The 12364-nt window shown below is 62.3% G+C and carries 7 protein-coding genes; all 7 read right to left on the reverse strand.

The annotated features are described in order from the left end of the window. Positions 1–4 precede the first annotated feature (4 nt). Positions 5–871, reverse strand: coding sequence for a pyridoxal kinase PdxY (gene pdxY, locus PG900_RS08285; RefSeq protein ID WP_226033107.1), 867 nt, complete (start codon positions 869–871; stop codon positions 5–7). Positions 872–943: 72 nt separating this feature from the next. Then, entirely contained in the window at positions 944–3076 is a 2133-nt protein-coding gene (locus tag PG900_RS08290) for a lysine decarboxylase CadA (RefSeq protein ID WP_065476253.1), read from the reverse strand. A gap of 76 nt (positions 3077–3152) precedes the next feature. Further along, a complete protein-coding gene (gene cadB, locus PG900_RS08295) occupies positions 3153–4487 on the reverse strand; it encodes a cadaverine/lysine antiporter (protein ID WP_024946039.1) in 1335 nt (444 codons plus the stop codon). Between the two features lie 839 nt (positions 4488–5326). Next, positions 5327–6847 carry a lysine decarboxylation/transport transcriptional activator CadC gene (gene cadC, locus PG900_RS08300; protein ID WP_270831259.1) on the reverse strand — a complete coding sequence of 507 codons (1521 nt, stop codon included), beginning with the start codon at positions 6845–6847 and terminating at the stop codon, positions 5327–5329. Positions 6848–7251: 404 nt separating this feature from the next. After that, positions 7252–8202 carry an acetyl-CoA carboxylase carboxyl transferase subunit alpha gene (gene accA, locus PG900_RS08305; RefSeq protein WP_016349878.1) on the reverse strand — a complete coding sequence of 317 codons (951 nt, stop codon included), beginning with the start codon at positions 8200–8202 and terminating at the stop codon, positions 7252–7254. Positions 8203–8218: 16 nt separating this feature from the next. Continuing rightward, positions 8219–11698 (reverse strand): DNA polymerase III subunit alpha, encoded by a 3480-nt coding sequence (gene dnaE, locus PG900_RS08310; RefSeq protein ID WP_042067626.1) that lies wholly within the window; start codon positions 11696–11698, stop codon positions 8219–8221. 38 nt (positions 11699–11736) lie between these two features. Continuing rightward, a complete protein-coding gene (rnhB, locus tag PG900_RS08315; protein ID WP_270799481.1) occupies positions 11737–12327 on the reverse strand; it encodes a ribonuclease HII in 591 nt (196 codons plus the stop codon). Positions 12328–12364 lie beyond the last annotated feature (37 nt).

A 12364-nucleotide genomic window follows, 5' to 3' on the forward strand; every position in this document is an offset into this window, starting at 1 on the left:
GCCATCAGGCCGGCAGCCGGCGGGCACAGGTGCGGATCTCGGGCTCGACCATCGCCTGCTGGGCGGCCACCAGCTGCAGTTCGTAGGCGCCCGCCAGCCAGGTCTGGGCCAGCACCGAATCCACGCTGGCATTGGTGCGCTCGAACGCCGCCACCGGCGTGAAGCCCGCCAGCAAGTTGGCCAGCATGGTGGCGCTCAGCAGATCCCCCACCCCGATGGGCTGACGCTGAAACTCATAGAGGGGGCGCGAGATATGAAACGCCCCCTCTTCGCACACCAGCAGCATCTCGAACCGGTCCAGGCTCAAGCCGGCGCGGCCCAGATGCTTGACCATCACCAGCTCGACTCCCCCCTCACGCAGTTGCTGGCAAGCCGCCAGCGCCTCGCTCAGATTGCAGATCTCGCGACCGGTCAGCTGCTCCAGCTCCAGCAGATTGGGGGCCAGCAGGTCGGCGCAGGCCAGCGCCCGGTTTTTCAGAAAATCGGCGACGCCGGGCGCGACGATACACCCCTTGTCGGGATGCCCCATCACGGGGTCGCAAAAATAGCGGGCATTCGGATTGAGTGCCTTGAGGTGGGCCACTGCCGCCAGGATCTCCTCCCCCTGCTCGGCCGAGCCGAGATAACCGCTCAGGATCGCATCGCACTGCCCCAGTACACCGATGTCGGCCAGCCCCGCCATCAACTGGCGGATATGACCGTTTGGCATCACCATCCCCTGCCAGCCTGCGCTGTACTGGGTATGGTTGGAAAATTGCACCGTGTTGACGGGCCACACCTCCAGCCCCATGCGACGCATGGGAAACACGGCGGCGCTGTTGCCGGCGCAGCCGAACACCACGTGGGACTGGATGGAGAGAACTCGCTTCATGCTGACTCGCAAAAAAATGGATGAACCCAGATGGGAAAAACGGGCCTTGCGGCCCGTTGTTGTCACTCTCGCTTAGCGCAGCACCTTGACGGTGTAGCTGCCATCGGCCTGACGATAGAGGCCGTGGATGTCGGTCTCGAAGCCCGGGTAGTGGGCCCCGATCTCGCACAGCATCTCGAGGAACTCGAGCACCGGCAGGGAATCCTGGGTCACCATCTCGCCCGGCAGCACCAGCGGAACTCCCGGCGGGTACGGCAGGATCATGTTGGCGCTGATGCGGTCCACCATGTCGCGCAGCGGCACTTCCACCACGTTGCCGGCCAGCTCCTGCTGCCAGGCGGCGTGCGGGGTCATCTTCATCTCAGGCAGCACGTCGAACGCCTTGAACATCAGCTCCGGCAGGCGGTACTTGCTGGTCAGCTCGTGAATGCGCTGCGCCAGCTCCTGAATACGCATCCCTTCGTAGAAGCTCGGGTCTTCACGATAGAGGCTCGGCAGTATGCTCTTGATGGTCAGGTTCAGATCGTAGCCGCGCTTGAACTCGGTCAGAGCACGCAGCAGCTGCATCGCCTTGGACTGATCGATGCCGATGGAGAACAGGAACAGCAGGTTGTAGGGACCGGTCTTCTCCACCACGATGCCGCGCTCGTCCAGGAACTTGGAGACCAGCGAGGCAGGGATACCGTTCTCCAGCAGCTGACCATTGCGGCCCATGCCCGGGGTCAGCAGGGTGACCTTGATGGGATCCAGGTACATGTGGTTGTCGTCGATGTCCTTGAAGCCGTGCCAGTCATCTTTCGGATCCAGCTTCCAGCACTCGACGGTATCGATGTCGTCCGGCTGCCATACGTCGAAGAACCAGCCTTCGCTCTGCTCACGCAAGCGCTTGATCTCTTTGCGGAAGGAGATGGCGCGATCGATGGAGTCCTTGATCAACCGCTTGCCGGTGTTGCCACGCATCATGGCGGCGGAGATCTCGGTGGAGGCCACGATGCCGTACTGCGGCGAGGTGGAGGTGTGCATCATGAAGGCTTCGTTGAAGGTCTCTTCCTCCACGTCGCCCTTGATGTGGATCATCGAGGCCTGGGAGAAGGCCGCCAGCAGCTTGTGGGTGGACTGGGTTTCGTAGAACACCTTGCCCGGCATCGCTTCGCCGCTCATGCCGCACTTGCCTTCGTAGATCGGGCTGAAGTTGGTGTAGGGCACCCAGGCACTGTCGAAGTGGATGTAAGGGGTGTCCAGCGCCTCCTTGATGAAGCCGGTGTTGTAGAGCAGGCCGTCATAGGTGGAGTTGGTGATCACGGCGTAGCGCGGCGCCTGGGCACCCGGGGTGGCGGCGACCTTGGCGGCGATGGTTTCGCGGCTGAATTCGCTCTGCGGGATGCCGCCCAGAATGCCGTAGGCGTTGCGGGTCGGGCGGAAGTAGAGCGGGGTCACGTCGTTCATCATCATCAGGTGAGTGAGCGACTTGTGGCAGTTGCGATCCACCAGCACTGTGCTGCCGGCCGGCGCCGAGTACATGCCGACGATCTTGTTGGCGGTGGAGGTGCCGTTGGTGACGATGTAGGAGCGATCGGCGTTGAAGGTACGGGCGATGTACTCTTCGGCTTCCTTGTGCGGGCCTGAGTGATCCAGCAGGGAGCCCAGCTCCGGCATGGAGATGGAGACGTCGGCCTTGAACGCGTTCGGGCCGTAGAAGTCATAGAAGATGCTGCCGGCGGGGCTCATCTGGAAGGCGGTACCGCCCATGTGACCCGGGGTACAGAAGGTGTATTTACCCTCTTCCACGTACTTGAACAGCGCCTTGGTGAACGGCGGCAGGATGGCGTCCTGGTACTCCTGGGTGGCCTGACCCATCTTGAGGGCGATGTCGTCGGCCATGCCGAGACGGTACTCGAAGAAGTGCACGTTCAGACGCAGGTCGGTCAGGTGAATGTCCAGGGTGGACTGGTCGTTGGCGAAGGCGAAGATCGGCAGCTTCTCGTTGCGATCGTGGATCTCCTTGCACAGGCCCAGGGAGTATTTGTCCCAGTCGAAGATGGCGCCGCAAACGCGGGGGTTCTTCTCAATCAGTTTCAGCAGGTCGGCCACGTCGACCGGATAGACGACCTCGAAACCCTTGCGCTCGAGGGAGGCTTGCAGCTGGCGAATGGGTTCTTCTTTGAAGAAAACCCCCAGGTGGTTGAGGATGGCAATGATGTTCATCGTAATGCTCCACACGTGATGGGGCGCTCTCCATCAGGGATGGTGAGTGAAGAGCGCTCGGAAAAGGAAAACGGAATTAGTGGCTGGTCTGCTCTTTGAGCAGGGCGTCGTGCTGACGCAGACCCTGTTTTTTGGCGTAGAACATCAGGATGATGAGCGACACCACGAAGGTCGCGGTGAGGTTGGAACCCTTGGCACCCATCAGGGCCACCAGGCAGAACACGCAGGCGACACCGGAGAAGATCATGGCGCCGATGCTGCGGGAGGTCATGCCTTCAAAACGGATCAGGTTAATGCTGGAGTAGAAGTAGGGCAGCATGGTCAGCAGCACCGCATCTGTGGTCAGCACGTTGAAGAGATCGGCCGCGTGGGCGGACTGGGAGGTGAAGGCGGTCAGGCCGACCATCAGCGCAGTCATCTTGAGAGAGCCCAGGATCAGACCCTTCTTGGCAACACCGTTCTTGTCCACTTCGCCGTAGATTTTCGGGAAGTTGCCGTCATGGGCGGCTCGCTTGCCCGCCTCGCCCACCAGCATCATCCAGGAACCCAGCGAGGTGAAGCAGGCCAGGGCGGTGAAGGCGGAGACGAACGGCGCGGACCAGCTGCCGAAGATGGCGGAGGAAGCCATGGCAAACGGCGCGCCGGAGGCAGCCACTTCACCGGCCGGGAACATGCCGCTGATCACCTGGGTGGAGAGGATGTAGATGACGCCAGCGATACCGGTACCCAGCATGGTGGCGAGCGGTACGGTGCGCTTGGGGTTCTTCACCATGCCGGAAGAGACGGCGGCGGACTCCACGCCCACGAAAGACCAGAGGCAGATCAGCACGGCGCTGATGACCGCATGCAGGTCGCTGCCGCTGGTGGTGTTCCAGTTCTGGCTGTAGACGGTGGCATCAAAATGACCCCAGCCCATCACGGCGGTACCCACTACCGGCAACAGGATCAGCACCAGACCCAGGGTACAGAGCCGGCTCACCCAACTGCCGCCAAGCAGGTTGACGAAGGTGAAGATCCAGACGGCGGCGATGGTGGCCGCGGCGGCCGGGATCGGGCTGTTGAGAATGGGGAAGAACACGGAGAGGTAGGAGACGCCGGTAATGGCGATGGCCAGGTTGCCGATCCAGTTGGCGTGGTAGTAAAGCACACCGGTCTGGAAACCGAACACCGGAGAGATCTCGCCGGCGTAGGCGATGGGGCCGCCCTCTTGCGGGTTCTTGGTGGCGAGGCGGGCAAACACGAAGGCCAGTCCCATGGCGCCGACCAGGCAGATGGCCCAGCTGAACACAGAGATGGAACCTATGGTGGCCAGGGCCGAGGGCAGCAGTGCAATACCGCTCCCCATCATGTTGCCGGCCACCACACCTGTACAGGCGACAAGGCCGATCTTCTTGCTCGTATCTAGGGACATAAAATCTCCGGGTCGATATTAAGGCATCAAACACACGCTTGGCGGAGTCTCCCGCCAACCAATGGCCACAGACTAGGCCCCTCTGCCCCGGAAAACATAAAGACCAGCTAAGGGATAAAAACATGAGTGAACTTTTTCGACCTGGCGGCCTGAATCGATAAAAACACTTTAAAAACAATCAGCTGCCCAATGCGTCATCGAGCACCTTGATAAAACCTTGATATCCGCCGCCCCCCTTGATGCGGCCGATAAGCGCCAGTCGACACGCCTTGATATTTTTCTGAGGGGCACCGCGGCATAAAGTGCGTCATTCATGACCCACCGAGTCCGGCCATGCCCGACAGACGGGTTCGCACGGCCCCTTTTGCTGGGTGTTTTTGCTCTTCCCTCTGCCGTGTGCGCGCGATCCTCTGCGACCGGTAGCGCCATGCCTGAGTCGAACCGCCGCAACTGGCACCGGCTGGCGACCACAACTGCGCCTCGCTCCTGGCTCAAGACAACTCAAGACAATATCAAGACTGAGGTCGGGCACCTTGAGTGCCACAGGACGGTACACACCGGCACCAGCTCGGCTGGTTCGGCGGTTCGGCGGTTCGGCGGTTCAGAGGTTCAGAGGTTCAGAGGTTCAGAGGTTCAGAGGTTCAGAGGTTCAGAGGTTCAGAGGCTCGATGCTGGCGCCAAGGATGGCGGCAATCATGGCTTATGCCTGCACGGGGCAAGCATCGGATTGAAATGGGGATAGCAGAGAGATGATGTCAGGCGGCGCACCCGCCGGCGGCCCTAGGCAACCGGCGGTGAGCGCTGCCTTGGCGACAGGGCCGGGATGGCCCCGGCAGGAATCAGAACAGTTTCACCTTGCTCTGGCCAAGGGCATTGAACAGGGCCGGGGTGAGGGTTTCCATGTTGCTGTAAAAACCGAGCTGCTGGCAGAGCAGATAGGTCTGCTCGGTCGCCTCCATCAGGAAGGCCTGGCTGTAGGCATCCCCCGCCGCCTCGGGGCGGCCATCCAGTTCGGCCAGCTTGCCGCGCAGAATGTGATAGAGCACGGAGCGGCCCCGGCTGGCGGCCTCGGCCAGCAGGCGGGTAGCCTCCTGCTGCTGCCCGTTCAGGATCGCCTGCAAGGTGAGTGCCTCCCAGACCCGGGCCGGCAGGGCGACCTGATCCCGTACCACGCTGGCCAGATGGGCACCTATGCCCTGCAGGCGCTCGCTCTGGGGCGTCCCCGTCAGGGTCGCCAGCGCCTCTCCGGCCAGATAACGCTCCGCCAGCAGCAGCGGCTGATCCGGCTGACTGGCCAGCGACTTGTCGAGCAGCTCGACGCCCCGTCTGAGGGCTACCGGGTCCTGGCTGTTGATGTAGTAGTGCGCCTCCATCATGGCCATCAGCGCCCCGTCATCCGTCGGCCAGCCCATGCCGGGCAGCACGTCCGGCTGATCGAGGGCGCGCAGCAGATCCTGGCTGCTCGCCTGCAATACCCCGTGCACGTTGTGACGGCTGAGCTGGTACTGGTGGCTGAACAGCACCCGGTTGGTGTTGATGTTGCGGTACTCCAGATCGAGATAGGTGCCCCCCGGCTGGCGGGAGACCCGCACGCTCAGCTCCTTGCCGGGCAGGATGCCCCCCATCAGGGTGTTGGCACCATACTGCACCCGCAGCGGCGTGGCGGCGGCCACCTCCCCCATCAGGGCGCGGGTGATGCCGTCGGCCAGGCGCACGTTCTCGTTGCTGCCATCCATGCCGGAGTGAAAGCGAAATACCAGCAGATCGGGATCCAGCATGGAGTGCACCTGGGGGCTGGCGTGCTGATAGCTGAGCAGGCTGACGATGGAGACCAGGATCACCGCCACGAAGACATCGAAGCCGATCATCTTCCAGCGGCTGCGGCCATCCTGGGCGTGGCTCGAGATGGCCCGGGTCAGCGGGCCGGCCGGGAAGGGGGCCGCCGTGACCACGGCCTCCGCATCCTCCTCTGCCAGCGGCGGGCTCAAATCGCTCTGGATCTCGTCGCCGGCTGGCGCCATCACCACCGACACCACTTGCAGCGGCCGCACCGGCGCCACCAGCTTGTAGCCGCGCTTGGGCACGGTGACTATGTAGTCGGCGGCATCGTTGCGACCGTCTTTGAGGATCTTGCGCAGCTCGAAGATGGACTGGGTCACCACCTGATCGGTCACCTCGGCGCCGTCCCACACCTCGTTGATCAGGCAGTCGCGCCCAAATACCGTGCCGGCGTTGCTGGCCAGGAAGCGCAACAGATTGACCAGACGGGGCTCGAGGTAGACCTCGCGGTCGGGACGACACAGCATGTTGTCGTCGACGCTCAGGGTCCAGTCATGGATCTCAAAAACCGATTCGCTCATGATTCACTCGCTGCAGATGGAGACGATGCACGATGAGAGTGACGTAACACCGGGGCGGCTGGACGCAGCAGGGTGCTGCACAAGACTGGGCCGCCGGGAAGGTGAACATTCCTGTGAGTCAGGCCGGGCTGGCCTGTTTACGTCCGCAGAGCGTCCTTGCGGGCATGCCGATCGGGTCGATCGGAAACAATCACTTTAAGCAAAACGGGAGCGGGATCCCACTTTTTTCGGCCACAAATCGCCGTTGAATTGATCCAACAGGGGGGTTTTGGCAAACATCGTGCCAACAGGTATCCATATGAACAGGATTTTTCACTGCCCTGCTCTCGCCCAAACTCTCGCCCAAAAAAAGAAGGCCCCCGCAGAGCGGGGGCCTTCCAGCATGGTGCGATACCGAAGCCCGCTTAGCAGTAGCCGTAGCCCAGCAGGCGCTGGTAACGCTGCTCCAGCAGCTGCTCTGTCTCGAGCGGGCGCAGGGCGTTCAGATCCTGCTGAATGCGGTCTTTCAGGCGCTTGGCCATCTTTTCCACATTGCGGTGGGCGCCACCGAGCGGCTCCTCGACGATGTTGTCGATGAGTTTCAGCTCTTTCAGACGCTGGGCGGTGATGCCCATGGCATCGGCCGCGACCGGCGCCTTGTCGGCGCTCTTCCACAGGATGGAGGCGCACCCTTCCGGCGAGATGACCGAGTAGGTGGAGTACTGCAGCATGTTGACGCGATCGCCGACACCGATGGCCAGGGCGCCGCCGGAGCCGCCTTCACCGATCACGGTGCAGACCACCGGCACGGTCAGACCGGCCATCACTTTCAGGTTGCGGGCAATCGCCTCGGACTGGCCACGCTCTTCAGCACCTACGCCAGGATAGGCGCCCGGGGTGTCGATGAAGGTGATGATCGGCATCTTGAAACGCTCGGCCATCTCCATCAGGCGCAGGGCCTTGCGATACCCTTCCGGGCGCGGCATGCCGAAGTTGCGCTTGATCTTCTCTTTGGTCTCGCGCCCCTTCTGGTGACCGATGACCATCACCGGCTCGCCGTCGAGACGGGCGATGCCGCCGACGATGGCCTTGTCATCGGCATAGGCGCGATCGCCGGCCAGCTCGTCGAAGTCGGTGAAGATGTGCTCGATGTAGTCGAGGGTATAGGGGCGCTGGGGATGACGCGCCATCTGGGATACCTGCCAGGCCCCCAGATCGCCGAAGATCTTCTTGGTCAGCTCTTCGTTTTTCTTCTCCAGCCGACGGATCTCTTCTTTAAGATCCACGGCGTGATTGCCTTCACTCACATGACGGAGTTCGTCAATCTGCGCCTGCAACTCGGCGATCGGCTGTTCAAAATCCAGAAAAAGACTCATAGGGACTATAGATCCTCTAATCAAAAACCAATTCAACCCGCTCTCGTCCAAGCAGGACGCGCAAGTCATCTATCAGTTGATCGGTGGGCGTCACCCGCCACTCGGTACCGAGCGTCAATCGCACCCGGGAGCCGGGGCGACGATAGTTTACCTGAACCGGACAAACTCCGGCACGGGCGGGTTCCAAAATCTCGCACAAACGCGGGAAAAAACGATCATCAATCTGCTGTTCATCGAGAGAGATGCGGATCGCCCTGGCAAAACGCTCTCTCGCATCGTTGATATCCAGTAATTCACGGGCCGACATTTTAAGGCCACCGGAGAAGTCATCAAAGCTGACCTGTCCAGAAACCACCAAAATACGGTCTTTTTGCATCAATTCTTCATACTTTTCCAGCGCTTCACTGAACAGGGTCACATCGAGGCGACCGGAACGGTCGTCCAGGGTGAAGATCCCCATCTTGTTGCCACGCTTGGTCACCATGCTGCGCGCCGCAATCACCAAGCCGGCGGCCGTGGTCACGGTATCGCGGGAGGTGGGGTGCAGATCGCACAGCCGGCCAGAGGTATAACGACGCAGCTCGCCGCTGTACTGGTTGATGGGGTGACCGGTGAGGTAGAGCCCGAGGGTCTCGCGCTCCCCTTCCAGCCACACCTTGTCAGGCCAGTGCGGCACGTTGGCGAACGCCTTCTTGACGTCGTCGATCTCTTCGGTGAGCACGCCGAACATGTCAACCTGACCCACCGCCTGCGCCTTGGCGTGCTGCTCGGCGGCGCGCATCGCCTCTTCCAGCGTCGCCATCAGGGCGGCGCGGTGGGGGCCGAGCCGGTCCATGGCGCCGGAGAGGATCAGCTTCTCCATCACCCGCTTGTTGAGCTTCTTGATATCGACCCGGTTGCAGAAGTCGAACAGATCGCGAAACGGCCCGTCCCGATCCCGCGCTTCCAGGATCGCATCGATGGGGCCTTCCCCCACCCCCTTCACCGCGCCAATGCCGTAGACGATGTGACCGTCTTCGTTGACGCTGAAGCGGTAGCGGCCGGTGTTCACATCCGGCGGGATCACGGTCAGCCCCATCCGCTGGCACTCGTCCACCAGGGTCACTATCTTGTCGGTGTTGTCCATGTCGGCAGTCATTACCGCCGCCATGAACTCCGCCGGGAAGTGGGTCTTGAGCCAGAGGGTCTGGTAGGAGACCAGCGCATAGGCGGCGGAGTGAGATTTGTTGAAGCCGTAGCCCGCAAACTTCTCCACCAGATCGAAGATCTTCATCGCCAGTTCGCCGTCGACGCCGTTCTTGACCGCGCCCTCCTCGAAGCCGGCCCGCTGCTTGGCCATCTCTTCGGGTTTTTTCTTGCCCATCGCCCGGCGCAGCATGTCCGCGCCACCCAGCGTATAACCCGCCAGGGTCTGGGCAATCTGCATCACCTGCTCCTGATAGAGGATGATGCCGTAGGTGGGCTCGAGGATCGGCTGCAGACTCTCGTGCTGCCACTTCTCGTCCGGATAGGAGATGGCCTCCTTGCCGTGTTTGCGCTCGATGAAGTTGTCCACCATGCCCGACTGCAGCGGGCCCGGGCGGAACAGCGCCACCAGTGCGATCATGTCTTCGAAGCAGTCAGGCTGCAGCCGCTTGATGAGATCCTTCATGCCGCGGGATTCCAGCTGGAATACCGCGGTGGTCTCGTAGCGCTGCAGCAGGTCGAACGAGCGCTTGTCGTCGATGGGGATGGCGGCGATGTCGACCGGCGGCTTGCCCTCTTTGGCAAGGCGCGGGTTAATCATGCCGAGCGCCCAGTCGATGATGGTGAGCGTGCGCAGGCCGAGGAAGTCGAACTTCACCAGCCCGGCGTACTCCACGTCGTTCTTGTCGAACTGGGTAACCGGGTGATGACCTTCGTCATCGCAGTAGAGCGGCGCGAAGTCGGTGATCTTGGTGGGCGCGATCACCACGCCACCGGCGTGTTTACCGGCGTTGCGCACTACCCCTTCGAGGCGGCGCGCCATGTCGATGAGGTCCTTGACCTCCTCGTCCTGCTCGTAGAGCTCGGGCAGCTTGGGTTCGGCCTCGAACGCCTTGGCGAGCGTCATGCCCGGATCCGGCGGAATGAGCTTGGAGATGCGGTCGACGAAGCCGTAGGCGTGGCCCAGCACCCGGCCCACGTCCCGCACCACCGCCTTGGCCGCCATGCTGCCGAAGGTGATGATCTGCGATACCGCCTCCCGACCGTACATCTCGGAGACGTGGTCGATCACCTCGTCACGCCGGTCCATGCAGAAGTCGACGTCGAAGTCGGGCATGGATACCCGCTCGGGGTTCAGGAAACGTTCGAACAGCAGGTCAAATTCCAGCGGGTCGAGATCGGTGATTTTGAGGGCGTAGGCCACCAGGGAACCCGCCCCCGAGCCCCGGCCCGGGCCAACGGGGATGCCGTTGTCCTTGGACCACTGGATAAACTCCATCACGATGAGGAAGTAACCCGGGAAGCCCATCTGGTTGATCACTTTCAGCTCGATGTCGAGCCGCTCGTCATACTCGGGGCGGCGCTCGGCCCGCACGGCCGGATCCGGGAACAGGAATTCGAGTCGCTCCTCCAGCCCCTCTTTCGACTTCATGACCAGGAAATCTTCGGTGGTCATGTCACCGGTGGGGAAGTTGGGCAGGAAGTATTCGCCGAGGCGCACCGTCACGTTGCAGCGCTTGGCGATCTCCACCGTGTTCTCCAGCGCCTCGGGGATGTCGGCAAACAGCTCCGCCATCTCCTCCTGGCTGCGCAGATACTGCTGCGGGCTGTAGCGGCGCGGGCGGCGCTTGTCCATCAGGGTATAGCCGTCGTGGATGGCGACCCGGATCTCGTGGGCGTCGAAGTCATCGGCGGTGAGGAACACCACCTCGTTGGTGGCCACTACCGGCAGCGCAAACTCGGTGGCAATGGCCACCGCCATGTGCAGGTAGACCTCTTCATCGGGGCGGCCGGTACGCAGCAGCTCCAGATAATAGGCGTCGGGGAAGTGGGCCTGATAGAAGGCGAGACACTGCTCGGTCATCTGGCGGTTGCCCTTGAGCAGGAACTTGCCCACGTCCCCCTCGCGCCCGCCGGAGAGCACGATCACCCCCTTGGCGTGTTCGGCCAGCCAGGCCTTGTCGATGACCGGGCGCCCCTGCACGTGACCGCGCTGATAGCCGCGGGAGATGAGCAGGGTGATGTTCTGGTAGCCGTCGTTGTCCATGGCGAGCAGGGTGAGGCGGAACTGCTCGTCGCCGAGCTCGTCACTCTGCACCCAGAAGTCGGCCCCGACGATGGGCTTGACACCCTTGCCGTGGGCGGCGCCGTAGAAGCGCACCAGGCCGCACATGTTCATCTGGTCGGTCAGCGCCAGTGCCGGCATGTTGTTGGCCGCCGCCGCACCGACGATGGGATTGATCTTCTGCAGGCCGTCGACCATGGAGAAGTCGGAGTGGACCCGCAGGTGGATAAAACGGGGTTCAGCCATCGTCATCCCCTCTCGTTGCTCGGACTAAATTGCATGGTCTATTCGATCCCCAGTGCGCGATGCACCGGTTTGAAACTTTTGCGATATTCGGGCAGCGGGCCGCGCTCGGCCAGGATGGCGAGGTGCTCCGCGGTCGGATAGCCCTTGTGACGGGCGAAACCGTACTCGGGATGACGGCTGTCCAGCTCGGTCATCTCCGCATCGCGAGTCACCTTGGCCAGAATCGAGGCGGCGCTGATGGCGGCCACCAGGCTGTCACCCTTGACCACGGCGCGTGCTTCCATCGGCAAACTTGGGCAGCGGTTGCCGTCGATGAAGACCAGCTCGGGCGCGATGGAGAGCCCAGCCACGGCGCGCTGCATCGCCAGCATGGTGGCGTGCAGGATGTTGAGCTCGTCGATCTCCGCCGGGCTGGCACGGCCGACGGACCAGGCCAGCGCCTTCTGTTTGATCTCGTCAAACAGGGCGAGGCGCTTCTTCTCGGAGAGCTTCTTGGAGTCGTTCAGCCCGATGATGGGATTGGCCGGGTCAAGAATCACCGCGGCGGTGACCACGTCCCCCACCAGCGGGCCACGGCCCACTTCGTCCACACCGGCAACCAGCCTGTCGTCAGGAATATCGATCATCATCTTGTAGCCTTGAATCAAAACAGGCCCCGCAGGGCCT

It is taken from the genome of Aeromonas sp. QDB03, assembly GCF_027707985.1.
Classification (GTDB): domain Bacteria; phylum Pseudomonadota; class Gammaproteobacteria; order Enterobacterales; family Aeromonadaceae; genus Aeromonas; species Aeromonas hydrophila.